17 protein-coding genes are annotated in these 25,794 nt (G+C 69.4%); 13 read left to right on the forward strand and 4 right to left on the reverse strand.

What is annotated here, in order from left to right; genetic code table 11:
• Positions 1 to 62 precede the first annotated feature (62 nt).
• Positions 63 to 449, reverse strand: a complete 387-nt coding sequence (locus E2F46_RS16610; RefSeq protein ID WP_133323705.1) for a YkgJ family cysteine cluster protein — start codon at positions 447 to 449, stop codon at positions 63 to 65.
• A gap of 118 nt (positions 450 to 567) precedes the next feature.
• On the opposite strand from E2F46_RS16610, the gene E2F46_RS16615 reads away from it, so the two are divergent.
• The 12 genes from E2F46_RS16615 (at position 568) to E2F46_RS16675 (ending at position 18,190) form a co-directional block, all read left to right on the forward strand.
• Positions 568 to 978 carry an OsmC family protein gene (locus E2F46_RS16615; protein WP_133323706.1) on the forward strand — a complete coding sequence of 137 codons (411 nt, stop codon included), beginning with the start codon at positions 568 to 570 and terminating at the stop codon, positions 976 to 978.
• Positions 979 to 995: 17 nt separating this feature from the next.
• On the forward strand, positions 996 to 2,855 hold the full coding sequence (locus tag E2F46_RS16620; protein WP_243720496.1) for a fatty acid CoA ligase family protein: 1,860 nt from the start codon (positions 996 to 998) through the stop codon (positions 2,853 to 2,855).
• Positions 2,852 to 3,847 carry a 2-alkyl-3-oxoalkanoate reductase gene (gene oleD, locus E2F46_RS16630; protein WP_133323707.1) on the forward strand — a complete coding sequence of 332 codons (996 nt, stop codon included), beginning with the start codon at positions 2,852 to 2,854 and terminating at the stop codon, positions 3,845 to 3,847. Before E2F46_RS16620 ends, oleD begins: the two co-directional genes overlap by 4 nt.
• Positions 3,848 to 3,869: 22 nt before the next feature.
• On the forward strand, positions 3,870 to 5,240 hold the full coding sequence (dctA, locus tag E2F46_RS16635) for a C4-dicarboxylate transporter DctA (protein ID WP_133323708.1): 1,371 nt from the start codon (positions 3,870 to 3,872) through the stop codon (positions 5,238 to 5,240).
• A 148-nt stretch (positions 5,241 to 5,388) separates the two neighbouring features.
• The gene (locus E2F46_RS16640; RefSeq protein ID WP_133323709.1) at positions 5,389 to 5,550 is read left to right on the forward strand and encodes a DUF1328 domain-containing protein; all 162 of its coding nucleotides are present in this window, start codon (positions 5,389 to 5,391) and stop codon (positions 5,548 to 5,550) included.
• A 128-nt stretch (positions 5,551 to 5,678) separates the two neighbouring features.
• Positions 5,679 to 6,329 carry a ubiquinone biosynthesis accessory factor UbiJ gene (locus E2F46_RS16645; protein ID WP_133323710.1) on the forward strand — a complete coding sequence of 217 codons (651 nt, stop codon included), beginning with the start codon at positions 5,679 to 5,681 and terminating at the stop codon, positions 6,327 to 6,329.
• On the forward strand, positions 6,326 to 7,993 hold the full coding sequence (gene ubiB / locus E2F46_RS16650; protein ID WP_133323711.1) for a ubiquinone biosynthesis regulatory protein kinase UbiB: 1,668 nt from the start codon (positions 6,326 to 6,328) through the stop codon (positions 7,991 to 7,993). The genes E2F46_RS16645 and ubiB overlap by 4 nt, the downstream gene beginning before the upstream one ends.
• A gap of 173 nt (positions 7,994 to 8,166) precedes the next feature.
• Positions 8,167 to 8,793, forward strand: coding sequence for a hypothetical protein (locus E2F46_RS16655; protein ID WP_133323712.1), 627 nt, complete (start codon positions 8,167 to 8,169; stop codon positions 8,791 to 8,793).
• Positions 8,794 to 8,851: 58 nt separating this feature from the next.
• Positions 8,852 to 10,816, forward strand: coding sequence for a flotillin family protein (locus E2F46_RS16660; protein WP_243720497.1), 1,965 nt, complete (start codon positions 8,852 to 8,854; stop codon positions 10,814 to 10,816).
• Positions 10,817 to 10,981: 165 nt separating this feature from the next.
• Positions 10,982 to 16,327 (forward strand): DNA repair ATPase, encoded by a 5,346-nt coding sequence (locus tag E2F46_RS16665; protein WP_133323714.1) that lies wholly within the window; start codon positions 10,982 to 10,984, stop codon positions 16,325 to 16,327.
• Positions 16,324 to 17,052 carry a hypothetical protein gene (locus E2F46_RS16670; RefSeq protein WP_133323715.1) on the forward strand — a complete coding sequence of 243 codons (729 nt, stop codon included), beginning with the start codon at positions 16,324 to 16,326 and terminating at the stop codon, positions 17,050 to 17,052. The genes E2F46_RS16665 and E2F46_RS16670 overlap by 4 nt, the downstream gene beginning before the upstream one ends.
• A 31-nt stretch (positions 17,053 to 17,083) precedes the next feature.
• Positions 17,084 to 18,190 (forward strand): toxic anion resistance protein, encoded by a 1,107-nt coding sequence (locus E2F46_RS16675; protein WP_133323716.1) that lies wholly within the window; start codon positions 17,084 to 17,086, stop codon positions 18,188 to 18,190.
• On the opposite strand, the gene E2F46_RS16680 is transcribed toward E2F46_RS16675, so the two are convergent.
• Positions 18,187 to 18,612 (reverse strand): hypothetical protein, encoded by a 426-nt coding sequence (locus E2F46_RS16680; RefSeq protein ID WP_133323717.1) that lies wholly within the window; start codon positions 18,610 to 18,612, stop codon positions 18,187 to 18,189. The genes E2F46_RS16675 and E2F46_RS16680 overlap by 4 nt on opposite strands.
• A gap of 361 nt (positions 18,613 to 18,973) precedes the next feature.
• On the opposite strand from E2F46_RS16680, the gene E2F46_RS16685 reads away from it, so the two are divergent.
• Positions 18,974 to 19,543: a type 1 glutamine amidotransferase domain-containing protein gene (locus tag E2F46_RS16685; protein ID WP_133323718.1), complete on the forward strand. Its 570-nt coding sequence runs from the start codon at positions 18,974 to 18,976 to the stop codon at positions 19,541 to 19,543.
• 76 nt (positions 19,544 to 19,619) lie between these two features.
• On the opposite strand, the gene E2F46_RS16690 is transcribed toward E2F46_RS16685, so the two are convergent.
• Both E2F46_RS16690 and E2F46_RS16695 read right to left on the reverse strand, forming a co-directional pair.
• Positions 19,620 to 23,552: a translocation/assembly module TamB domain-containing protein gene (locus E2F46_RS16690; protein ID WP_133323719.1), complete on the reverse strand. Its 3,933-nt coding sequence runs from the start codon at positions 23,550 to 23,552 to the stop codon at positions 19,620 to 19,622.
• Between the two features lies 1 nt (position 23,553).
• Positions 23,554 to 25,449 (reverse strand): autotransporter assembly complex protein TamA, encoded by a 1,896-nt coding sequence (locus tag E2F46_RS16695; RefSeq protein ID WP_133323720.1) that lies wholly within the window; start codon positions 25,447 to 25,449, stop codon positions 23,554 to 23,556.
• Positions 25,450 to 25,794 lie beyond the last annotated feature (345 nt).

Consider the following 25,794-nt stretch of genomic DNA (forward strand, 5'->3'; position numbering starts at 1 on the left):
ACTTCCCACGCATGCGGCGACGCGATCGACGGCGCGTCCCCGCGGACTGCATTGGGCGTGGGTCATGCCTGGCACGGCAGAGGATTTCTTTCGGCCTCGGCCACGCCGACCCAGTCGTCGGGCGTCAGCACGGGCAGCCCATGTGCGATCCGCGCCTTGTCGCACTGCGCGCTCGCCACGCCGAACTCATGGCTCGCAGGCACAAGGGCGCACACCGAGGGCCGACGGTCGTGGATGGTGCAGCGGGAGTACTCGCCGATGCGCGCATCCAGCGCGATGCAGCGCGGGTGCGACTGCGAGGTGCCCCGCATCGCGCGCTCGTGCGTGCGCAGGGGTTCGGTGAACTCGAACGGCACCTGCCCGCCCAATGCGGCATCCGCCTCCGACCAATGGAAACTGACCCGGAAGAACGCGCAGCAGGCACCGCAGGTCAGGCAGGGATGGGGCATGGTGCGGCGGCAGCGGGCGGGAGGCGCATTCTTGCGATGCCGGCGCGCGCTTGCAAGCAGGGCCATCACGCCGCTGCGGGCCGGTACCATGCCGGTTCATCCCCATCGGCCCGCGACCATGAGCGACGCTCCCGCCATCCATGCCCGCCTCGGCGACACCGACTTCCGCGTCGACCTCGGCGACCGTGCCGGCCACGCCTGGCATGCCGATGAGCCGGCCGCGCTGGGCGGCGGCGACACCGCGCCCACGCCGGACCAGCTGCTGCTGTCGGCGCTGGGTGCGTGCACGTCGATCACGCTGAAGATGTTCGCCGCGCGCAAGCAGTGGCCGCTGGAAGGGGTGGACGTGCAGTTGACGCTCAATCCGACGGGCAAGCCCGCCTCCGGCAACGACATCGTGCGCGACATCACCCTGCACGGGCCGCTCGACGCTGCGCAACGCGAGCGCCTGCTGCAGGTGGCCAATGCCTGCCCCGTGCACAAGCTGCTGACCGGCGAGATCCGCATCGCGACCGCGTTGCAGGCGTGAGCGGCGATCATCGCGGCATGACGGGCATCTGCAACATCGCTTCGGCGCTGCCCCGACTGGCCGCCGAGTCGCCGGATCGCATCGCCATGCGTTGCCCCGGCCGCAATGGCCGTTACGACACCTGCCTGACCTACGGCGCACTGGACGCCCGCAGCGATGCCATCGCCGCCGGGCTGGCCAGGCGCGGCATCGTCCGCGGCACCCGCACGGTGCTGATGGTGCGGCCCACGCCGGACTTCTTCCTGCTGATGTTCGCGCTGTTCAAGGCCGGCGCGGTACCGGTACTGGTGGACCCGGGCATCGACAAGCGTGCGCTGAAGCAATGCCTGGACGAGGCGCAGGCCGAAGCCTTCATCGGCATCCCGCTGGCGCACTTCGCCCGCGTGCTGCTGGGCTGGGCGAAGTCGGCGCGCATGCGCATCACCACTGGCCGCGTCGCGCTGCTGGCCGACGCCACGCTGGCGCAGGTCGAGCGTGACGGCGCGGGCGCCGGCCCGCAGCTGAGCGACACGCAGCCCGACGACGTCGCCGCGCTGCTGTTCACCAGCGGCTCGACCGGCGTGCCCAAGGGCGTGGTGTATCGCCATCGCCATTTCGTTGCGCAGATCGACATGCTGCGTGATGCATTCGGCATCGCTGCAGGCGGCATCGACTTCCCGACCTTCCCGCCGTTCGCGCTGTTCGATCCCGCGCTGGGGCTGACCAGCATCATCCCCGACATGGATCCGACCCGCCCGGCGAAGGCCGACGCGCGCAGGCTGCACGCCGCCATCGCGCGTTTCGACGTGGACCAGCTGTTCGGTTCGCCGGCGCTGATGCGCGTGCTCGCGGAGCATGGCGCGCCATTGCCCACGCTGAAGCGCGTCACCTCCGCCGGCGCGCCGGTGCCACCCGACGTGGTGGCGAAGATGCTGGAGCTATTGCCGGACGATGCCTGCTTCTGGACGCCTTACGGCGCCACCGAATGCCTGCCGGTGGCGGTGATCGAAGGCCGCGAACTGCTGCAGCTGCGCGAACGCACCGAACAGGGGGCCGGTACCTGCGTCGGTCGCCCGGTGCCGCCGAACGACGTGCGCATCATCCGCATCACCGACGATGCGATCGCACAGTGGTCCGACGATCTGCTGGTCGAACCCGGTGTGGTGGGCGAGATCACCGTCGCCGGGCCGAGCGCGACGGATGCGTATTTCAATCGCGATGCGCAGACGCGGCTGGCGAAGATCGTCGAGGCGTTGGCCCCCACCCCGGCCCTTCCCCGTGAACGGGGGAGGGAGCAGGTCGCCGACACCGACCGCCTCCAACACTTTCGCGCTCCAGCCCAGGAGGGGCACCGCCTTGAGCCCCCTCCTCCGCTTGCGGGGGGTGAGGATGGCCTGGTCGCGCGGCACGGCCGCGCAGGCGATCCGAACGACCGGCGCGCTGCGCCGGGCCGGATGGGCTGGGGTGGGGGCCAGCCGCAGGCACGCACCGTCCACCGCATGGGCGATGTCGGCTGGTTCGATGCCGAAGGCCGCCTGTGGTTCTGCGGCCGCAAGTCGCATCGCGTCGAAACCGCGGAGGGCCCGCTGTACACCGAACAGGTGGAACCTGTCTTCAATACGCATCCCGGCGTACGTCGCACGGCGCTGGTCGGCATCGGTGCGCCGGGCACGCAGCAACCGGTGCTGTGCGTGGAAGCGCGCGAGGGCATCGGCCGAACGGAGCATCCGCGCATCGCGTCGGAACTGCGCGCGCTCGGTGCGCGGCTGCCGCACACCGCACGCATCGCCACGGTGCTGTTCCATCCGGGTTTCCCGGTCGACATCCGCCACAACGCCAAGATCGGGCGCGAGACGCTCGCCGCCTGGGCGTCGACGCAACTGGAGAAGAAGGCATGAACATCCTCGTGACCGGCGGCGGCGGTTTCCTCGGCCAGGCGTTGTGCCGCGGGCTGGTCGAGCGCGGCCATGCCGTGACCAGCTTCAACCGCGGCCACTATCCGGCGCTCGATGCGCTGGGCGTGCGCCAGGTCCGCGGCGACCTCGCCGACCGCGACGCGGTGCTGGCCGCAGCGCAGGGCAGGGACGCGATCTTCCACAACGCCGCCAAGGCCGGTGCCTGGGGCAGCTACGACAGCTACTACGCCGCCAACGTCACCGGCACCCGGAACGTCATCGACGCCTGTCGCGCGCACGGCATCGGCAGGCTGGTCTACACCTCGACGCCCAGCGTCACCCATCGCGCCACGCATCCGGTCGAGGGCGGCACCGCCGAGACCGTGCCCTATGGCGAAGGCTTCAAGGCACCGTATGCCGAGACCAAGACCATTGCCGAAAAGGCCGTACTGGCGGCGAACGACGGCACCCTCGCCACGGTCGCGCTGCGCCCGCGCCTGATCTGGGGGCCGGGCGACCAGCAGTTGCTGCCGCGGCTGGTCGAGCGCGCGAACGCCGGACGCCTGCGTTTCGTCGGCGACGGCAACAACCGCATCGACACCACCTACATCGACAACGCCGCGCAAGCGCACTTCGACGCCTTCGAGCATCTCGCGCCGGGCGCGGCCTGCGCCGGCAAGGCCTACTTCATCAGCAACGGCGAGCCGAAGCCGGTGCGCGAGATCGTCAATGCCCTGCTCGCCGCCGCCGGCGCGCCACCGGTGACGAAGACCCTGCCGTTCCGCGCCGCCTACGCGATCGGCGCCACCTGCGAGGCGCTGTGGCCGCTGCTGCGGCTGCGCGGCGAGCCGCCGATGACGCGTTTCCTGGCCGAGCAACTGAGCACAACACATTGGTATTACATGGGGCCGGCGGCCGAGGATTTCGGCTATAAGCCTCGCGTGACGATTGCCGAGGGCCTGCGACGGCTGGAGGCGTCGCTGCACCCTCCCTGACGCCACGCGAACCCGGACCGCCATGATCGACGCCACCGCGACCATCGCCACCCAGCCGCCGCTTGCCGCGCGTCCAAAGAAGCCGATCTGGCACCACCTGTACTTCTGGGTGCTGATCGGCATCGCGGTGGGCATCGGCATCGGCCTGTTCGCACCCGCGCTTGGCGCGCAGATGAAGTGGCTGGCCGACTTGTTCATCAAGCTGGTGAAGATGGTGATCGCACCAACCATCTTCGCCACCGTGGTGGTCGGCATCGCCGGCCTCGGCAACCTCGCCAAGGCCGGCGGCCTGGCCTTGCGCACGGTGATCTATTTCAACGTCACCACGGTGTTCGCGTTGGGCCTGGGCCTGCTGGTGGTCAACCTGCTCAGGCCCGGGGCCGGGCTGGGACTGGACCTGGCGACGTTCAATGCATCCGCGGCCGAGGGCACGCTGGCGGCGGCGGGCGGTGCGGCAGGCCAGGGCATCATCGGCTTCCTGCTGCACCTGGTGCCCGATTCGTTCGTGGGCGCCTTCACCGGCGGACAGCTGATCCAGGTGCTGGTGCTGGCGATCCTGGTGGCGTGTGCGCTGAGCGCGATGGGCGAGCGCGCGCGCGGTGCGGTGCAGGCGATGGACACCGTGGCGCACGTGATGTTCGGCGTGATCCGCATCGTGATGTGGTTCGCGCCGCTGGGTGCGATGGGCGGCATGGCTTTCACCATCGGCGAGTACGGCAGCCAGATCCTCGGTTCGCTGGCGCAGTTCATGCTGGGCTTCTACCTGACCTGTGCGCTCTTCATCTTCCTGGTGCTGGGGGCGGTGTGCTGGATGTGCGGCTTCAGCGTGTTCCGCTACATCCGCCTGATCCGCGACGAGCTGCTGATCGTGCTGGGCACGTCGTCGTCGGAATCGGTGCTGCCGCGCATGCTGGTGAAGCTGGAAGCGGCCGGCGTGCCGAAGTCCGTCGTCGGCCTGACCATCCCCACCGGCTATTCGTTCAACCTCGACGGCACCGCGATCTACATGACCATGGGTGCGATCTTCATCGCACAGGCCTTCGGCATCGAGGTGCCGCTGTGGACCCAGATCGGCCTGCTGGTGTTCATGCTGATTTCTTCCAACGGCGCGGCCGGCGTGTCGGGCGCGGGACTGGTGACGCTGGCGGCGTCGCTGGCGGCGTTCGACAGCGTGATCCCGCTGGCGGGCATCGCCCTCATCGTCGGCATCGACCGCTTCATGTCCGAGGCGCGCGCGCTCACCAACCTCACCGGCAACGGCATCGGCACGCTGGCGATCGCACGCTGGACCGGCCAACTGGATCGCCAGCGGCTGGAGAACGTGCTGCGCGATCCCGAACTGATCGATACCGACGCGCTGCTCGCCGCGCAGGGCCAACGACCACACCACTGACACGACGTCCCGGGGGCACCGGACCCGGTCACGCGATTTTTCACGACGGCCTCACGACGCGATCACCCGGCCACGACCGCTGCTTGCGTAGCTTGTCCCGGCAAGTTCAACGCATCCCGGCCTCGGGCCATCGCTACGGAGAAGCACCATGCTCAGATACGCCGTCATTTTCTTTGTCATCGCCCTCATCGCCGCCGTGCTGGGCTTCAGCGGCATCGCCGGCGCCGCCACCAACATCGCCTGGGTCCTGTTCGTCGTGTTCCTGATCCTGGCCGTGGTGTCGATGCTGCGCGGACGCCGGCCGGTCTGACCACGACGGCCCGCTGTAGCCGGCGCCGCGCCCCGTGCGCGGCGCCTGGATGGAAGCCCGCCGGAAGGCGGGCTTTTTCGTGCCCGTCGCCTGCCGGGCACGGCCATGGCCTGCCGCTACAATGCCGCATGGCCGCGCCTTTCCCCTCGCCCTTCGATGCCCTCAAGCCGATTGCCGGCCGCGCGCTGGAAAGCGCGTTGAACCGCGCGCTGGCCCTCGACCCGGACACCCGCGACGGCGTGCGCCGGCTCGATGGCCAACGCATCGAACTCACCCTTGAGTCGCCGCCGCTCGCGCTGCAGCTGCGCGTCGACGGTGACCGCCTGGTCGTCGGCCCGGTCGAGGCCGGCAACGAGCCCGACCTCGCGGTCCGCACCACGTTGGCCGGCATGCTGTCGCAGCTGCCGTTCCTGCGCCGCGACGACGCGCCACCGGTGGGCAAGGTCCGTGTCTCCGGCGACGCCGACCTCGCCCGGCAACTGCAGCGCCTGGCCGAGCGCTTCGATCCCGACTGGCACCAGCCGTTCGCCGCCGTGTTCGGCGACGTGATCGGCGTCCAGCTTGCGCAGGCGGTCGCCGCGGCGCTGCGCGGCGCGCGCATGCTGGGCGGCAAGCTGGCGCTTGATGCCGCCGGTTACGTGGTGGAGGAATCGCGCGACGTGGTGGGGCGCGACGAATTGAACGCCTTCCATGACGACGTCGACGCGCTGCGTGATGGCGTCGAACGCATCGCCGCGCGCATCGCCCGGATCCCGGTGTCGCGCGGGCGCCCCGCATGAAGCCGGTGTGGCGCGCCATGCGCATCGGCCGCGTGCTGCTGCGCTATCGGCTGGACGACCTGCTGGACGAGACGCCTGCCGAGCGCTGGCTGAAGCTGATGCGCCCGTTCGTGCCGCGCGCCTCGCGCGAGGTGGCCGCACAGTCGCGCGGCGCGCGCCTGCGCCTGGCGCTGCAGGAACTCGGCCCGATCTTCGTCAAGTTCGGGCAGATCCTGTCGACGCGACGCGACCTGCTGCCGCCCGACATCGTCGACGAGCTGGCCCTGCTGCAGGACCAGGTGGCGCCGTTCGATGGGGCGGTCGCCCGCACCATCATCGAGGCCGAACTCGGCGCCGGCATCGATCGCCTGTTCGCCACGTTCGACACCGTGCCGCTGGCCTCGGCGTCGATCGCCCAGGTGCATGCGGCCACGCTGGCGGGGCAGGGCGACGCGCCGCCGCGCGAAGTGGTGGTCAAGGTGCTGCGACCCGACGTCGAGAAGCAGATCGCAGGCGACGTCGCCCTGCTCAAGTCGATGGCCGCGCTGGTCGACCGCACCCATCCCAACGCCGACAAGATCCGTCCGCGCGAGATCGTGGCCGAGATCGAGAACACGCTGGCGGCCGAGACCGACCTGCAGCGCGAAGGCGCGAATGCCTCGGTGCTGCGCCGCAACTGGCTGGATTCGCCGGACCTGTACGTGCCCGAGCCGATCTGGTCGCACACCGCGCAGCGCGTGCTCACGCTGGAGCGCGTGCGCGGCATCAACAGCGACGACATCGCAGCCCTCGACGCCGCAGGCATCGACCGCAAGGCACTGGCCGCCAAGGGCGTGCGCGTGTTCTACACCCAGGTGTTCCGCGACAACTTCTTCCACGCCGACGCGCACGCCGGCAACATCTGGGTCGACCCGGACCGCAAGGCCAACCCGCGATTCATCGCGCTGGATTTCGGGATCATGGGGCAGCTCTCCAGCGAGGACCAGTACTACCTCGCCGAGAACTTCATGGCGATCTTCAACAAGGACTACCGCCGCATCGCCGAGCTGCACGTGCAGGCCGGGTGGATGCCATCGACCATCCGCATCGATGAGCTGGAGGCCGCCGCGCGCGCCGTGTGCGAACCCTATTTCACCCGCCCGCTGTCGGAGATCTCGCTGGCCGAAGTGCTGGGCAAGCTGTTCCGCACCGCGCAGAAGTACGAGCTGACCCTGCAGCCGCAGCTGATCCTGATGCAGAAGACGCTGCTGACCATCGAAGGCATCGGCCGCCTGCTTGACCCCAGGATCGACATCTGGGCGGTCGCGCGACCGGTGCTGGAACGCATCCTGGTGGAACGCTACAGCCCGCAGAAGCTGGGCGCGGAGTTCCGCAAGCGCCTGCCGGAGCTGGTGACGCACGCCCCGGAGATGCCGCGCCTGGTGCACGCCTGGCTGCAGCAGCAGGTCGAGGGCCAGCACCTGCTGCGCATGCAGTCCGACGACGTGGTGCGCATCGCGCGCACGCTCGAAGGCATGCAGCGGCGCATCGTCGCCGCCATCCTCGGCGTCGGCCTGCTGGTCGTGGCCGCCGTGCTGTATGCGCTGGAAGCCGGCGGCCCTGCCTTCGTCGGCATCCCGGCGTCATCGTGGATCGCCGGCGTCGGCGGGCTGTGGGCCATGGTGGCGGCCTGGCCGCGGCGCTGAGCCGTACGAGCCCCGGCCCGCGTCACATCCTGCGGCCATTGCGCGTCTGTTGAAGGACAGATGGCCGGCGGAAGCTGGCATCATGGCCGACCCGGCGGCAGGGGGTCGCGGGGCAGGTCGCGAGACGCGCTGGAGGCAGCGTCGCCGCGATCGATCGACTGAAGGGGCGATGCATGGATGTGTTCCTGGCCACGAGCCTGAGTTTCCCCACGCTGGTCTACAGCGTGCTGCTGGCCGTGTGCCTGGCCTACTGGCTGCTGGCGGCGACCGGGCTGGTGGACATCGACCTCGATGGCCTCGGCATCGACGTGGACATGGATTCGGGCGGCATCGCCGGTATCTTCGGCCGCCTGGGCTTGAGTGGCCTGCCGACCATGATCGTGGTCACGCTGCTGGCTTTCTTCGGCTGGACCATTACCTATTTCGTGCATCTGCTGGTGCTGTCGCACCTGTTCGGTCCGCTGCGCTGGGTGCTGGGTGCCGGCGTGGGCGTGCTGGCGCTGGTGCCGGCGATCCTGCTGACCGCCGCCGTACTGCGGCCGGTGCGCCGCGCGCTGATCCGCCTGCGCCCCCTGCCGGAAACCTCGCTGCTGGGACGTGCCGCCATCGTGCGCACGCCGGAAGTGAGCGCCAGCGCCGGCATGGCCGACCTCGACGATGGCGGCGCCGGCCTGGTGCTGCAGGTCAGGACCGAAGGCGAGCTCGTGCTTCCGCGCGGCGAACGCGTGGTGCTGCTTGCACACGATCCGACCACCAACACATGGCGGGTGGCCCCGGAACGGGATTACCACGCCGCTTGACCCGACCCTTTCGTTCCAACCGATCCAGATCCAGGGAGAGACCGTAATGGAATTCGCAATGATCGCCCCCTTCCTCATCGGGCTGGGTGGCCTGCTGGTGCTGCTGATCGGCGTCGCCGGCCTGTTCAAGGCCTTCTACAAGAAGGTCGACCAGGGCACCGCGCTGATCGTCAACGACCTCAGCTCGCAGCCCAAGGTGCGTTTCACCGGCGCGCTGATCATCCCGGTGCTGTACCGCGCCGAGCTGATGAAGATCAGCCTGATCACGCTGCAGATCGACCGCCGCGGCAAGGAAGGCCTGATCTGCCGCGACAACATGCGCGCCGACATCGCGGTGGCGTTCTACCTGCGCGTCAACGAGACCCAGGCCGACGTGCTGCGGGTGGCCAAGTCGCTCGGCGCCGACCGCGCGTCGGACAAGCACGCCGTCGACGAGCTGTTCAACGCCAAGTTCTCCGAGGCGCTGAAGACGGTCGGCAAGAAATTCGAGTTCACCGACCTGTTCGAGAAGCGCCAGGAGTTCCGCGACGAGATCATCAAGGTCATCGGCAACGACCTCAACGGCTACGTGCTGGAGGACGTGGCGATCGACTACCTCGAGCAGACGCCCAAGCACGTGCTGGACCCGCACAACATCCTCGACGCCGAGGGCATCCGCAAGATCACCGAGCTGACCGCGTCGCAGAACGTGGTCACCAACGAGCTGGAACAGAACGAGCGGCTGGCGATCACCAAGAAGAACGTCGAGACCAGGGAAGCCACGCTGTCGCTGGAACGCCAGCAGGCCGAGGCCGAGGCGCGGCAGAAGCGCGAGATCGAGACCATCCAGGCGCGCGAGGCGGCCGAGACCGCCAAGGTGCAGGAGGAGCAGCGCCAGCTGGCCGAGAACGCGCGCATCGAAGCGCAGCAGCTGATCGACATCCGCGAGGAGAACCGCCTGCGCGAAGTCGAGGTGGCGGCGCAGAACCGCGAACGCGCCGTGGCCATCGAGGCCGAGCGCGTGCAGCGCGCGCGCAAGCTGGAGCAGGTCACCACCGACCGCGAGGTGCAGCTGCAGGGCGTCGAGCGCGACAAGGTGGTCGAGCAGGGCAAGATGGACGTGGCCAACATCACCCGCGAGCGCATCTCGATCGACAAGACCGTGGCGCAGGAGGAAGAGCGCATCAAGGAAGTGCGCGAGGTGTCGGAAGCCGATCGCCAGAAGCAGGTGACCATCCTCGAAGCCGAGGCGCGCGCGCAGCAGGCGCTGCTGGAACAGGTGAAGGAAGCCGAGGCCCGCGAGACCGCGGCGAAGCACAAGGCGGTGGAGATCACCACGCTGGCGCAGGCCGAGCTGGAAGCGGCCAACAAGCAGGCCGAGGCCAAGAAGATGCTGGCCGACGGCGTGCGCGCCGAGCGCGCCGCACCGGGCCTGGCCGATGCGCAGGTCAAGGAAGCCAGCGCGGTGGCGATCGAGAAGGTCGGCATCGCCGAGGCACGCGTGGTCGACGTGATGGCCGACGCCAACCTCAAGCAGGGCACGGCCGAAGCGAAGGTGTTGGCCGAGCAGCTGGCGGCCAAGGCGCAGGGCGAGGCGCAGATGGGCAAGGCCAAGGCCGAGGCGGTGGAGTCCATCGGCATGGCGGAAGCGACGGTGGTCGGCAGCAAGCTGTCCGCCGAGGCCGACGGCCTGGCCAAGAAGTTCCAGGCGCTGGATGCGCTGAGCGCGGACGCCCGCAGCCACGAGGAGTACCGCATGGCGCTGGACACCAGCCTCAAGCAGGCGCTGGCGTCGATCGAGGCCGGCAAGGAGATCTCGAAGGAGAACGCCGAGGTGGTCGCCACCGCGCTGCGCAACGCCGACATCGACATGGTCGGTGGCGACGGCGGCATGTTCGACAGCCTGGTCAAGGCGATCTCGCTGGGCAAGTCGATCGAAGGCCTGGCCGACAAGAGCCCGGTGGTGCAGGAACTGATGCAGAAATACCTGGGCATCGAGCGCGGCAAGGCGTTGCCGGGCAAGGCGAACGGCGACGCGGCCTAGCCGTGCCGGCGGCAGTCCCCGTCCATGCGTCGTCCCCGCGAAGGCGGGGCCCATGGACGCGGGCTTGCATTCCCCGCGCGCAGGGCGTCGCTCCGGCGCCTTGACCCTGCGTCACTGCAGAAGGTGGGACAGTCCCCCCATGCACCACGAGGATGAGCATCGGCGATGACGGACCGCGATCACGACAACCAGGACAGCATCGACGCGGCGACCGCGACCGGGACGGCCGTCGACCAGGCGGTTGCGCAAGGCGGTGCCTACGAGGTGCTGCGCCGTCGCCTGCGGGACCAGGGCGCGCGGCTGCGCGGCATCGTCGATGGATTGAATGCACAACGACTGGCCGAGTTCGGCGACAGCCGGATGGAGGTGGTCGGCCGTTTCCGCATCCGCACCGAGAACAACTGCATCGGCCGCGACATCGTGCAGGTCGGCGACGACCTGCTGCTGTTCGGCTACAACGTCTACATCGGCCTGAAGACGACCACGCGTATCGAGGATGTGTTCGGCCTGTACCGGCTGGTCGAGGGCGACGGCGGATTCGATGTCACACCGGTCGACTTCAACGGCACGTTCCTGGCGCAACCTGGCTTCGTCCACGACTTCACCGAACTCTACGCCTATTACAAGCACGCGCGCCTGCTGCAGCTGATCAAGCGCGACGGCAAGCTGCTGGCCGCGTTCCAGATCGGCGAGCGCAGCACCGACGTGCGCGTGTTCCGCTGGGCGATCGGCAACGACGGGGCCATTACCTGGATCGACTCCCGCGGCGAACGCGATATCGCGCTGCCGCCGCCGTTCGACTTCGAATGGTCCCGCGCCACGCGCGACATGGAGGTCTCGGGCCGGCATCCGCACCTGAACATCCTCGACACCGTGTTCGTGGAGACCACCGGCGGCGACCTGACCATCAAGGTCGAGAACAACACCGACAGCGGCCGCGGCGTGTACAGCGAGCCGGTCGAGGACGCCACCCAGTCGCTGGACGACGCCACCATCGATTTCGCCAAGGTCGGCACCCTGGTGCTGCTGAAGGTACTGCCGTACCGCGAGCAGGCCTGGCGCGGGCTGATCTACAACACGCTGACCGGTGCGGTGGTGCGCAACGACGCCATCGTGCAGGCCTGCGTGCAGCTGCCGGAGGACCACGGGATCATCTTCCCCGGCGGCTACTACCTGCAGAACGGCGAGCACAAGGCCTTCGATGCCGCGATGCAGGGCATGCAGTACAAGCGCAGCATCCGCTCGCCCAACGGCGAGGACGTGATGTACGTGTTCTACGACCGCGATGCCGGGCGTTCGGCGCTGTTCGTGTACAACACGATCCGCCGCGCGCTGCAGAACCCGGTGATCGGGCACGGCCATGCGCGGATGCAGGACGGGCGCATGGTGCTGTTCCATGCCGAGGGCGAGGAACCCACGCGCATCCATCCGATGCAGGTCTGGCAGACGCCGTTCACCAGCGAGGAGTTCGCGGCGCGGCGCCCGGCCGGCACCGGTTTCATGGCCCGCATCGGCAACCCGGCGCTGGTGCGCGGCATTTCCGACCTGCTCGAGCTCAGCCGGGAGATCGACAACCCGCAGGTGTCGCTGCAGCGCTACCAGCTGCTGGTGCACAACACCCGCCGCCTGTTCGACGCGCACCACTGGCTCGATGACGGCCCTCTTGGCGATGCGGCCGCGCTGCTGCACGAGATCAGCGCCACCGGCGAGGCCATGCTCGACGAGTACGAGAAGGTCGAGAGCATCCGCGGGCAGTCCGAAGCGGCGATGGCCGAGGCGACCGCCGCGCACCACAGCCTGCTCGGCCGGCTGAAGCCGGACGACTGGAACGGCATCGACGACTATGTCGAGGCGCTCGGCGAGATCTCCCGCCAGCGCGGCCACCTGCTGACGATCCGCGAGTACCGCTACATCGATACCGATGCCATCGACGCGATGGGCGTTTCGCTGCAGGAAGCGCACGACCGCATCGGCGCCGCGACCGGCGAGTTCCTCGGCAGCGACGCGGCGCTGCAGCCATACCAGCAGCGCCTGCAGGAGATCGACTGTGCCGCGCAGGATGCGCCCTCGGCACGCGCGCTGGCCGCCGAGCTGCAGCGCATGCAGGCCATGTCCGGCGAGCTGGACATGCTCTCGGAGCTGATGGCCAGCCTGAAGGTCGACGACGCCACCCAGCGCACGCGCGTGGTCGAGGCGATCTCGTCGCTGTACGCGCGGCTGAACCAGGCGCGCGCGCGCGCCGAGCAGCGTCGCCGCACCCTGGGCTCGGCCGAGGCCGTGGCCCAGTTCGGCGCGCAGTTCACCCTGTTCGGGCAGTCGATCGCCAGCGCGCTGGGCCTGGCCACCGACCCCGAGCGCGCCGACGAGCAGCTGTCGCGGCTGATGGTGCAGCTGGAGGAACTGGAAAGCCAGTTCGGCGAGCACGAGCAGTTCCTGGGCGACATCCTCGCCAAGCGCGAGGAACTGCTGGACACCTTCGAGGCGCGCAAGCAGGCCCTGCTCGACGACCGCCAGCGCAAGGCGCAGGCCGTGTTCGATGCCGCCACGCGCATCCTCGACGGCCTCGCCCGCCGCACCGAGCGCTTCACCACGCCCGACGAGCTCAACGCCTTCTTCGCCGGCGATCCGCTGATCCTCAAGCTGCGCGAACTGGCCGACCGCCTGCGCGAGCACCGCGACAGTGTCAAGGCCGACGACATCGAGGCGCGCCTGAAGGGCGTGCGCGACCAGGCCGTGCGCGCGCTGCGCGACCGCAGCGACCTGTTCGAGGATGGCGGCAACGTCATCCGTCTCGGCCCGCGGCACCGCTTCAGCGTCAACACCCAGCCGCTGGACCTGACCCTGCTGCCGCGCGGCGACGCCCTGGCGATCCACCTCACCGGCACCGACTACTACGAAACGCTGCACGACGACGAACTGGAATCGCTGCGCGACTGGTGGCAGGTCACGCTGGATTCCGAGTCGGCCACGCTCTACCGCGGCGAATACCTGGCCGGGCTGATCCTCGATGCGGCCGAACATCGCCGCGACGGGCTGGATGTCGATGCGCTCGACAAGGCCGCCGCGTCGCCAGAGACGCTGGAACGCCTGGTCCGCGATTTCGCCGCCCCGCGCTACCGCGAAGGCTACGAGAAGGGCATCCACGACCATGATGCCGCGTTGATCCTGCGCGCGGTGCTGCCGCCGTGGCGCAACGCCGGTGCGCTGGTGCACGCCCCCTCGGCGCGCGCGCTGGCGGTGCTGTTCTGGCACCTGCACCACGCTCGCGACGACGCGGCGCTGTGGCCGGAACGCGCCACCGGCGCGCAGGCGGTGCAGGCGTTGTTCGGCTCGCGCCGAGGGCTGGAGGCATTGCGTGGCGAGATCGCCGAAGCATTCGGCGCCTTCATCGCCGACACCGCACTGCCGGTCGACGCCGCGCTGGTCCCGGTGGCGGCGGACTATCTGGTTGCCGAGCTGCGCGAGGGCGACCCGACCTTCGGCTTCAGCCGTTACGCACGCCAGCTGGTGGATGAACTGCGCGGCAAGTTGCAGGCCGCGGGCATGGAAGGAGGCTTCGACCGCACGCTGCAGCACCTGTCCGGCCGCCCTGGCGCGCAATGGGCGTTGGCCGCGCAGTGGCTCGACGCGATGACCGCCGATGCGGCGCACGCGCCGCTGTCCGGCTACGTGCCGGAAGCGATCGCGCTGTTGCTGGCAGGCGCCACGCTGCGCCACCGCATCGTCGACACCACCCTGGTGAACGAAGCGGAGGGCCTGCTGGGCGAGCATCCGCGCATTCGCGATGGCCGCCTGCCGCTGCCGGTGGACGACCTGCTGCTGCGCTTCCGCCAGCATCGCGAAACCTTCGTGCCCGGCTTCGAGCGCTACCAGCAGGCGCGGCATCGCATCGCCGCACGCGAACGCGACGCACTGCGGCTGTCCGAGTTCAAGGCGCGTCCGCTCAGCTCCTTCGTGCGCAACAAGCTGCTCAACGACGTCTACCTGCCGGTGATCGGCGACAACCTCGCCAAGCAGATGGGTACCGTGGGCGAGAGCAAGCGCAGCGACCTGATGGGCCTGCTGATGCTGATCAGCCCGCCCGGCTACGGCAAGACCACGCTGATGGAGTACGTCGCCAGCCGGCTCGGCCTGGTCTTCATGAAGATCAACGGACCGGCGCTGGGCCACGAGGTGCGCTCGCTGGATCCGGCGCAGGCGCCCGACGCCACTTCGCGCCAGGAGCTGGAGAAGCTCAACCTCGCGCTGGAGATGGGCAACAACACCATGCTGTATGTCGACGACATCCAGCACACCCACCCGGAGTTCCTGCAGAAGTTCATCTCGCTGTGCGATGGCACGCGCCGCATCGAGGGGGTGTGGAAGGGCCGCACCAAGACCTACGACATGCGCGGCAAGAAGTTCTGCGTGGTCATGGCCGGCAACCCGTACACCGAGTCCGGCGAGGTGTTCAGGATCCCGGACATGCTGGCCAACCGCGCCGACATCTACAACCTCGGCGACGTGCTCGGCGGCATGGAGGATGCGTTCAAGCTCAGCTACATCGAGAACAGCCTGACCTCGAACCCGGTGCTGGCGCCGCTGGCCACGCGCGACCTTGCAGACCTGTATCTGCTGGTCGACAAGGCCGCCGGGAAGGACGTGTCCACCAACGGCCTGACCCACGGCTACAGCGGCGCCGAGATCAACGAGATCGTCGCCACCCTGCAGCGGCTGATGCAGGCCCGCGACGTGGTCTACCGCGTCAACCAGCAGTACATCGCCAGTGCCGCGCAGGCCGACCGGTACCGCATCGAGCCGCCGTTCAAGCTGCAGGGCAGCTATCGCAACATGAACAAGCTGGCCGAAAAGATCTCGCCGGTGATGAACGATGCCGAGCTGCAGCAGTTGCTCGCCGACCACTACCTCGGCGAGGCGCAGCTGCTGACCACCGGTGCCGAGGAGAACCTGCTCAAGCTGGCCGAACTGCGCGGCACGATGACCGACGAACAGGCCGCGCGCTGGGCGCAGATCAAGCGCGACTTCCTGCGCAACAAGGCGATGGGCGGCGACGATGCCGAGACCGGCACCCGCGTGGTCGCGCAGTTGGCGGACATCGCCACCGGCCTGCAGGCACTGGGCGAAGCGCAGGCCAGCGCACCCGTCCCGCAGGACGTGCCATGGGAGAAGATGCTGGCCACGCTGCAGGCCAACGCCGCCACCGGCGCCCCACAACCCGATGCCACGTCCTGGCTGCAGGCGCTGCCGGAGGCGATGCGCAACGCATTCGCGCCGATGGTCGCGGATCTCGCACAGGGACAGGAGCGCCAGGCGCAACTGAACGCGGCACTGGTGCAGATCCTCGACCTGCTGCGTACGAAGCTGGCCGAAGGTGGAACCGCTACCGGATCCGCCGCGGGCCGCCGCACGCGCGCCAAGACCGCGCAGGAGATCGAGCTGGAAGAGTTGCTGCGCCAGCTGCGCTTCCGTGCCGACGAAGGCAGGGACAAGGGGTCGGCGGACAAGCCATGAACGGCGATCGCGCCCCGGTCGACCTGGACGACCCGCTGGCGGTCGTCGGCTACGGTGGCGATGCCGTCGATGCCGCGCTCGACGCACGGCTGACCGATGCCCTGGATGGCAGTGCCGCCGCCGCGCTGGTCGCCAGGCTGCAGACATTGCAACGCGCCCTGCAGGCTGGCAAGCCGCGCGAGATCCGCCGCGGTACCGGTCTGATCGGACGCCTGCTCGGGCGCGACGTGGAAGCCGAGGCCGAAGCCAGGGCCCTGCAGCAGCGACTGGGCGTGCTGATGACCGATACCGATCGTGGTGCCGCCGCGCTGCGCACGCGCGTCGCCGCGCACCACGCGTTGCAGGAGACGCTGGCGGGCAGCATCGCGCGGATCGCCGACCGGCATCGCGCCGCACGCGACTGGCTGGACGCCAACCCCTTGGCCGGTGCCGACGCGCCCGCAGGTGGCCTCGCCCCACGCGCGCGGCTGGAAGACCGGCTCGCCCACCTGCGCACCGTGCAGTCGACGTGGGAGCTCGGCGCACGGCAACTGCAACTGCTGCACCAGCAGCACCTCGACCTGCTGGCCCGCTACCAGCGTATTCGCGACGTATTGCTGCCGGTCTGGCAGCAGCATGCCCTGGCCCTAGCTTCCACCACGGGGGCGGCGCAGGCTGCGACCGCGGCGGACGCCCAGGCCGCGATCGAATCCGAAGTCGCCGCGATGGCGGCTAAACTCGACTGACCCCCGAACCGCATCCCACGGGAGAACCCGCATGACCCAGCCCACCCACGACACCGGCCACCTCGTCCCCGCCAGCGACGCGCTCGACGAGACCACGCTCAAGGCGCTGGGCCTCACCACGGCCGACACCGGCGCCATCGCCGAGATCGGCAAGTCGCTGCAGGACATCACCCCCGGCAGCCTCCATGTGTTCGGGCGCGAGGCCGCCAGCAAGACCGCCGCGTTCTCCAGCCAGTTGCTCGACCAGGTGCGCAACCGCGACCTCGACGCCGCCGGCGACAAGCTGGGTGAAGTGGTGCGCATCGCGCGTTCTCTCAACCTCGACAGCTTCGTCGGCAAGTCCAAGCTGCCGGTGATCGGCGGACTGATCGACAAGCTGCGCGCGTCCAAGGGCGAGCTGGTGCAGAAGTTCAGCACCACCAACCAGCAGATCGAACAGCTGATGCAGGACGTGGCGCAGAAGCAGTCCACCCAGGCGCAGCGCGTGGCCGAGTTCGACCGCATGCACGACATCGTGCGCGAGGAGCGCCACGCCCTGGGCCTGCACGTGTCCGCAGGCAAGGTGCGGCTGGCGCAGCTGGCGGCGGAACAGCAGAGCCTGATCGGGCAGGAGGACCCGCAGTCGCGCGACCGCCGCGCCGCGATCGAGAACGCCATCCGCCTGCTCGACAAGCGCGTCGGCGACCTGACCGTGATGCAGCACGCGGCAGATCAATCGCTGCCGATGATCCGGCTGATCCAGGCCAACGCGATCCAGCTGATCGAGAAGTTCAATGCGGTGCGCAACATCACCATCCCGTCGTGGAAGCGCCAGTTCGCGATCCAGCTCTCGCTGACCGAGCAGAAGAACGCGGTGGAACTGTCCAACGCCATCGACGACGCCACCAACGAGATCATGCGCAAGAACGCCGACCTGATGCGCGAAACCTCGGTGGAAACCGCCAAGGCCAACCAGCGCGCGGTGATCGACGTGGCCACCCTGCGCCACGTGCACGAGCAGCTGATCCAGACCGTCGAGGAAGTCCGCACCATCCACCGCGACGGCATGCAGGCGCGGCGGCAGGCGGAGGTGGAACTGGCACAGCTGCGCGACGACGTGCAGAAACGACTTGCCGCGCCGACGCAGGATCCGGTCTAGTCGTCCCGGATGGGCCGTGGGGCGCGCGCGCCGTCGCGCGTCCTGCCCCACGCCAGCCACCAGCCCAGCCAGACCTGTGGCGGCAGCAGCATGAGGATGCCGAGCGTGAACCAGCGCGGGAACTCGTGCCATCCGTCCACCACGCCCAGCACGTCGACCACCAGGTAGAGCGCGAACAGCGCCCAGGCGTGCGCGGTCTTCGCCACGGCAGCGATGCGCACCATCAGCCAGGTGCCGGTGAACCCGGCCACGAACACCCAGCACAGGTCGACGGCCAGGCGCAGGTCGCCGCCTTCCGGCCGTCCGAACACCTGCGTCGACAGCCAGCTGCCCGCCAGGTTGACCACGGGGATGGCCACGATGGCCAGTGCCAGCCCAAGCAGGCTACGCAACGCAATGACCAAACGGTGCGAGACGGACATGGCGGCTCCGGGACGGGACGTGTCTGCATTGGAACGCAGAATGCCGCCATGGCCTGACATGGATGTTGCAGCGGGAGAAGCGCGGCCTGCATGGTCGCGCCACGGACCGGCTTCGCATTCATGTCGTCTGCAGGCCGCCGCCGCCCCGTCCGCGACGGCAGCGGCCCGGCCAGACGCGTACCCGTTCCAACCCGGACGGCGGGCGCCTGCCGCATCCCGTCATGCGATGACGATGCGCGTGAGACACGCACTTCACTCCGCGTTGCCCAGGGCACGTCTTGACCTCACCGCAACGTTTCCTTCGCGCGGCTTGTGCACGCGGATCGTTACGGTGGCCGCTCCCCCGCACAGGAGCATCCCCATGGGCCAGTTGTCAGGAAAACGCGTTGCCATCCTCGCCACCCACGGCTTCGAACAGTCGGAGTTGACCGAACCCCTGCGCGCGTTGCGCGAGCAGCAGGCAGACGTCGACGTCGTGTCGCCAGAAAGCGGCAAGGTGCAGGGCTTCAAGCATTTCGACAGGGGCGACGAAGTTCCGGTCGATACCGTGCTGTCGGATGCCGATCCCAAGGACTACGACGCGCTGGTCATCCCCGGTGGCCTGTTCAACCCCGACGCGCTGCGCGTCGACGAGGATGCGCTCGCCTTCACCCGCAGTTTCTTCGAGGCCGGCAAGCCCGTCGCCGCGATCTGCCACGGCCCCTGGGTGCTGGCGAACGCCGGCGTGCTGGAAGGCCGTTCGGTCACCTCGGTGCCGAACATCCGCAAGGACCTGGAGAACGCGGGCGCGAAGTGGTCCGATGATGAAGTCATCGTCGACCAGGGACTGGTGACCAGCCGCACGCCCGACGACCTGCCTGCCTTCTGCGCCAAGCTTGTGGAGGAGATCGCCGAAGGCAAGCATCGCGGCCAACAGCGTTCGGCGGCCTGACGGCCGCACGCTTCCGCAACGAACGCCAGACCCCGACCCGACGCGCCCGCCGCCACCTGCGGCGGGTGCATTTTTTTCAATCGCTTTCGTGGCGCCAGTTGATCGAGCCGCGGCTTTCGATGGTGCTCGACTCGATCTCGATGTCGAAGCCGGCGCGCAGCAGGTACTTCAGCGTCAGCACCTGTCCCGTGCCCAGCAGCGACACGCCGAAGCCCACGTACACACGCGGCGAGATCTGCTTGCCGATGCCCAGCACGCTGCCGCCCAGCGCACGCGAGTGCATCACGCCGGCATCGTCCAGGCCGATGTTGCTGCCCAACTGCCCGGCCAGCATGCTGCCGCCCGCGGTCAGGGCCGCCGACGCGGCATCGAGCTGGCGGCCCTCGGCGCTGGATACGTTGGAAATGGAGCGCCCGAGCGCCAGGTAGGACAGCGCCTGCGAGGTATCGCTTGCGGGGTTGGTCCAGACCTCTGCGTTCGGTGCCGACGCGCGGCCCGTGACGCTGATGCCGGCGGTGATGTCCTCGGCCTCGATCCGGCGTTCGGCGCGGATGTCGAGCAACGGGTCCGACACCGGGCCGTTGTTGAACACCAGGTTGCCGCGGGTGATCTGCAGCTCCTGTCCGTAGGCGCGGTAGCGCCCGCCCACTTCAAGCCGGCCGTAACCGAGCATCTCGCGGCCCGGCTGCGCACGCACGCGCAGGTTGCCGCCCAGCGTGCCGTCCAGGCCGAAGCCGCGCAGGCGCACGTCGTCGCCCATCGCCAGCGTCAGGTCCAGCAGCAGGCGCATGCCGGTGCCGCGCTCCGGATCCACCGGATCCAGCACCACCACGTCCGGGGAGACCGATACGCCATCGTCGAGCCGCTCGAGGTCGAGCAGCGCGCTGGGAACCGTGACCGTGCCGCTGACGTCCAGCGGCCGCCCTGCGGCATAGCGCAAGGTGATGTCCGGGTCGGCGACAAGGCGCAAGTCGCGCGTGTCCGACAGCAGCACGTCGCTGCCATGCAGTTGCAGCACCAGTGGCGCATCGCCGCCACGCCAGTCGAGGCTGCCCGTGGCCCACAGCGTGCCCTCCCCGGAACGCACGCTGCCGGTGATGCGTGCGCTGCCGTCCGGCAGCGCATCCAGCACGATGTCGCCGTCTTCCAGCAGTAACGCCATCGCCGGCAGTTCGGTACGGAAGTCGGTCAAGCGCGCGTATCCGCCCAGCGCCGGTTCGGCGCGCGTACCCGCCAGCGTGATCCGCCCGGTCAGCTGGCCGGTCGGCTCGACGATGTCGGGCGAGAACAGTTCGATCCAGGTCAACTCGCTGATGTCGATCGCGATTTCGCCATCGAGCGGCGAGAACGCATCCCATCCGGTCGCTACCCGTGCATCGATCAGCCCACCCTCATTGAAGGCCGAGCGCAGCGTGGCCTGGATGCGCGTCGGGTCGAACGCCGCCTGCAGCGCGAGCTCGCGGTAACCGACGATGTCGCGGCGCGAGCGTTCGCTGTTGCGCAGGCCGCCTTCCGCGGAGGTGATCGCCACCTGGCCCTGCCACGCGCCACCCACCGGCCGCAGCTGCCCATCGATGTCGATGGCGCCACGCAGGATCCACGGGCGTCCGCCATCACGCTCCGGCAGGTAGGTCGACAACAGCGACAGCGGCACCGCATTGCCGTTCACCGCCACGCCACGCCGCGGCCAGTCCGCGTTGGCACACAGCGCGCCGGTGCCGTTTTCCGCGGCAAAGCAGCTCTCCGACAGCGTGAACGCACTGCCACGCTGCGTGAACTGCGCCGGCGACTGCAGCCGCCATGCCGCGCCGCGCGTGGGCGCGAGCCGCAGCGAAGCCAGCGTGCCGCGCCAGCCCTCGCCCTGTCGTTCGGCATTGCCGGCCAGCGCCAGCGCACCCAGCTGGCTGCGGGTCGTGGCCTCCATTTGCAGACGCTCCACCGATCCTTGCGCATCGACGCGCAGTGCATCGAGTTCGATGCCGGCCGCCAGTTCGCGCGCCTCGACCTGCAGCGCGCCATTGCCCGTGCGCCACGGCAGCCGCCCCTGGGCGCGCAGCGTCGCCGCGCGATAGTCGCCCCAGCGCAAACCACTACCGTCGAGATCGACATCCACGTCGGGCGCGGTGCGTGCGCCCGCAAGCTGCAGCCGGCCGCGCAGCGTGCCCGCCGCGTTCGGCAACAGATCGGCCAGGTCGAGTGGCGCGAGGCGTGCGTCCACGTCCAGCACGTCGGCCAGCCGTCCCTTCGCATCGATGCGGCTGCTGCCGAGCGTCAGCGCGATGTCGCCGGCATAGTCGGTGCGCGTACTGCCGGGCGCAGGTGTCTGGATCGACACGTTCGCGCGCCCGTCCAGGCGACGCCCGCGCAGGTTGCCGCCGAGGTCGCTGGCATCGACAACGATATCCAGGCCCTCATCGTCGCGCGTATTCCCGGTGGAGGTGAAGCGGCCATTGACCGCGCCGCGCCAGTCCGGCGCGAAGTATCCGGGGTCGAAACCCGCCAGCGCCGCGTCGATCTGCCACTGCAGCGCAGGCGCCCACGCCACGTCGCCGGTCGCGTCCAGCGTGCCGGTCGGCATCGCCACGTGCGCGCGCTGGAGGGTCATGCGCTCGCCATCGCCGCGGCCGTCGAAATCCAGCAGCGCCTGCTGGCCGTCGCGCGACAGCGTGGCCTTGCCGATCGCCGCCCAGGCCGCGGTGCGCCCGGCGATGCCGAAGTCCGCGTCCACGCCGATCGCCGGCGCCGTGCCGGGCGTGCCGTCTTCATCGCTGCCGGTGTAGGTGAGTCCGCGGGCATTGATCGCGAACTTGAAGGTGGCATCGTCCGGCTGGCTGAAGTCGCCGCGGCCACGCGCCACGATGCGGCCCTGGAAGGCATCGAGCACCAGGCGCTCGATGTCCAGCACCTGGTCCTCGATGCGCAATGCCGAGGGCTGCAGCACATACACCGCGCCGTCCCGTTCCACCCGGCCCTGCGCACGCATCGCGCCACCCTCGCCATCGGCGCGCAGCGAGAACGCCAGCGGCACGCTCGCTTGGCCGCTGCCGGAGAGCAGCGCAGGATCGAACGCATCGGACGATGCCACCAGCGTCCACACCGGTACATCGGCGCCACGCACGCGCAGGTGGGCGCGCGCCTGCGTGGGGCCGCGACCGGACAGCACCACGTCCATCGAGGCCAGGTCGCCGCGCGCCACCAGGCCGATGCGCGGCCGCGTGCGGCCCAGTGGTGCCGGCAGCAGGGCGCCCGCCGACAGGTCCATGCGGTAGTTGTCGCGCGGCGCGTAGTCGCCGTGCACGCGGAACACGCCGCGGTCGCTGTGCACCACCAGCTCGGCCACGCGCAGCCAGCCGTCGCGCGCATCGAGCCCGCCGCGCACGCGGGCGATGTCGATCACCGGCACCGCGGCCCGGGTGACGCGCAGGCCGTCGACCTCGATGACATCGGATTCGAGCGAAAGCGGCAGTTCGATCGCCGGCAGCGATTCCGGCCAGCGCGGGAGTTCGAACGGTTCGTCCGCGGCGACCGGCAGATCGAGCGTGGCATCGACCACCTGCAGCCAGTCCAGCCGAAGGCGCCTGCCGATCAGCGGCGTGATCTCGGGATTCAGCGTGACGCGCGCCGCGGTAAAGGTCAGCACCGTGGGCGTGGCGCAGTTGCCGAACGCCACCGGCTTGCCATCGACGTCCGGGCAACCACGCTGCACGTAGCGCACGTCGTGCATGGTCAAGGGTCCGCGCACCGGGCCTTCCGCACGCGACCAGGTCAGCTCCGTTCCCGCGGGCAGCAGGCCGACGATCCGCGCCAACAGGAAATCGCGGCCCCCGAACGTGGACAGCAGCCAGTACAGGGCCACCGCCGCCAGCAGTGCCAGCGCCATGCTGCCGATCGCGCTACGGATCGCCAGCTTTCGCATCCGCGCATGGCGACGCGCGCGCAATTCGGCGATGCGCGCCTCGCGCTCCTCGGGCGTCAGGTCGTTCGGCAGGCGCGGCCGTCTGAACGCCATGCTAGAACTCCGCGCCGATGCTGAGGCCGATGGTGAACGGCGAATCCGGATCATCCAGGCCACGCGCGATGTCGAACTTCAGCGGCCCCACCGGTGAACGCCAGCGCGCGCCGATGCCCACGCCCGTCCGCCATTCCGGCTTGCGCCCGTCGAACGCGCTGCCGCTGTCCACGAACACCGCCGCGCCCCAGTTGCCCAGGAAATAGCGCTCGTACTCGACGCTGGCGGTCAACACGTTCTTCGCACCGGCTGCGTACTCGCCGCCTTCGGTGAACACCCGCGGCCCCACCTCGCGCCACTCGTAGCCGCGGATGCTGCGGTCGCCGCCCGCGTAGTAACGCAGGCTGGGCGGCATGTCCACCAGCGCGTCGGTGAAGGTGTAACCGGCCTCGCCGCGCACGATCAGGCGGCTGATGTCGCCGATGCCCATGAACCACGACGCGCGCAGGTGCGCCTGCACGAAACTGGCGTTGGAGCCCAGGCTGTCGAGGCCGCCGCGCAGCACCAGCGAGCCGCCGATGCCGCTGCGCGGGAAGGTGCGGTCGTCCACGTTCACGTACTCGGCGCGGATGGACGGATAGGTGAAGGTCGCATAGCGATACGCTTCCGGCGCAAGCGCGCCTTCCTCGTCCACTTCCTCGAAGAACCAGCGCTCGCGCAGCGCGTGGATCGATGCGACCAGGTTGGTCGTGGGGCTGTACTGGCCGCTGCGACTGCCGATCAGCTCAAGCCGACGGGTATCGATGTAGCTGGTCTGCTCGTCGTAGCCCTGCAGGCTGATGGTGTACCAGCCGTCGCGCCAGGCGAATGCCGGCACGCGGTACTGCAGGGTCAGCGTCTTCCGCCTCTGCGCATAGTCCAGCTGCGCCAACGCCTTGTGCCCGCGCTGGTTGACGTAGCGCCGCTCCACGCCCATGCGGATACCGGCGCCGCTGTCGGTGCCGTAGCTCACGCCGGCGGTGTAGATGCTGCGCTTGGCCGGGCTCAGCGACACCTTCACCGGCACGCGCTTGCTGCCGTCCTCCATCACGATGGCCTGGTCGGCCTGCGCCTCGATGTCGATGTCGCCGAAGTAGTCCAGCCGCGTCAGCGACGTGCGCAGGCGGTCGAGTCGGCCCTGGTGGTAGTACTCACCCTCGTTCCAGTAGATGAGGTTCTCGAGGATGTCCGGGCGGATGATCTGCCGCGTCTGCTCGATGGTGGTGGGGCCCATGTCGTAGCGCTGGCCGCTGGTCCACACCAGGTCGATGTCGGCGGCGAAGTCGGCACGCGTCACCTCCACCCGCCGCGAGGAGAAGTCCGCGTCGAAATAACCGCGTTCGGTGAGGCGGCGGCTGATGCGCGTCTTGCTGGCCTCGTAGTCGACGTGGTTGAGGATCGAGCCCTTGCCCGGCAGGAAGTTCGCCAGGTCCTGCTGCAGGTAGCGGTCGTCGTTGCCCTCGCCGATGATCGCGATGTCGGCATTGCGCACCCGCACCGGCTGGCCGGGGTCGACGCGGATGGTGATCGATGCGCCGGGCGCGCCTGCGCCTGGTGCCTCGCGCCCGTCCGCACCGATATCGCCATCGTCGTCGCGGCGCACGGGTTCCGACGCCCCCGCACCACCGTTGCCTGCACCCGCGCCCTCGCGTTCGATGGTGATCGTGGGCGAATAGAACCCGAACGGCTCCAGCGCCTCGCGCGTCTGCGCCTCGGCCTCGCGCAGCATGTAGGAGAACCGGCGCCAGCCCACGTCGGTGCCGATGGCATCGACCAGCGCCAGCGACACGCGCACGTTCTCGGTCATTTCTTCGTCGAGCCCGACGATCTCCACCCGCTCGACCACTACCGCCCCCGCCGTGCCGGTTGCGGACAGGAGCAACACGGCGGTGGCGAGGAGGAAGGGTCGGCGGCGCATGCGGCCAGCATAACCGCGGGGTGTCAACGCGCGATTAACCGGGCGGGGTGTCGCAACGAGGATCGATGCCCAGGGATGGACTGCGCGCGGCATTCGCTGCCGAAACCTGGTCATCCCCGCGCACGCGGGGTGAGGAGGGGTTGCTTGCGAGCGCTTGGCTCGCACCCGTCCGAATGCCCAAGCGCTGCACGCACGGGCCGGAGGCCGAGGACCCATGGACGTTCTGCTTGCGCATCCAGATTCCTGGATGCCACGACGGCATGCCGTGCGCAGGCCATCGCCGTCCGCCATCGAAGCGGCACCCTGCTGCAGGTCGACGGCAACGCCCATCGGTGCCCGCCTGCG

Source organism: Luteimonas aestuarii, assembly GCF_004357985.1.
GTDB classification, from domain to species: Bacteria; Pseudomonadota; Gammaproteobacteria; order Xanthomonadales; family Xanthomonadaceae; genus Luteimonas; species Luteimonas aestuarii.